The following is a 1,112-nucleotide window of genomic DNA, read 5'->3' on the forward strand; positions in this document are numbered from 1 at the left end:
AAGCAAAGATCAGCGAGAAAGCGGTTGGCCAAATCTTAAACGTGGCGGTTATCGATAACAGTCATAACCTAGTTGCTGAGCCAGCCAACATGCTGCCTTCTGAGGTAAGCAAATCCCATAAAGCGTACACGGATTCGTCTGTATCGAGCGAAAAGCTGACGTACAATCACACGTCTAGTGGTGAAAATATCGTGTACCGTCTGCGCCTCCAAAACAATGGTAAAGGACTGGAGTACAACAAATCACTGCAAGAGTTATTCTCTAGCATCAAAGTCCGAGTGGCACAAAATGCGGCTGGAGAATCAGACGCGCAGAGTTTACCTGCGTTTGCTGCGCACGGATGGGAAGTGAGCGTGAAAACTTCTGGTGAAGCAACGACGGATATCGGCGGCTTTGTTGGTGGTGCAAATGCGGATATCGATATTCCAGTTCTATCCATTGCGCCGGGCGGTTGGATTGAGTTTGTGATGAAGTCACGTATTCGCCCAGACGCTTTGGATCAAATTGCTTCGACGCCGAAATACGACGGCACGAACTTCGCGACAGCTCGCGTGACACCGGAAGGCAGCAATCTAGCTGTTAACAAAGAGATCGTTTCGATTGCTGGTAAACCTTACGCAGCGGGAGATACTTATAAACCAGAAGATGAGGTGGTGTATAAGTTTACGGTGACCAACACCGAACCTGTATGGCGTGATGAGGCCGCGATTCAAGACATCATCTCTAATGTTCGTGTTGAAGTTATTGGTGACACAACGAAATCGGCATTTTCAGAATCTGAAATCAGCCACGTCTTTACCTCTGTTGGTACCAGTGGCACGCAAGACACCTACATCGAACCATACGATGCCACCGATGATCTGGATTTGGTGGTCGATATTGCGCCTGAAGAAGTGATCGAATTTACCGTAAAGGGGAAAGTTCGCGCTGATGCTGTTGGTGATATCGATGGAAACACCGCAAAAGCCGGCAACCAGAGTGACACAACGGAAACCATTCCTCCTGTCGCACCTGTTTTAGATTTCCAAAAACTGGTGCTGAACACGACCGCCGACAGCAGTACGTGTACGTTTCCATCTTCGACGGGCACTGATTGTCACTACAATCCGAAT

The 1,112-nt window shown here is 48.5% G+C and carries 1 pseudogene; it reads left to right on the forward strand.

What is annotated here, in order from left to right:
- Positions 1-1,112, forward strand: a pseudogene (locus tag R8269_RS25665) (hypothetical protein); the annotation flags it as partial.

This window comes from Vibrio sp. Vb0667 (assembly GCF_033391095.1).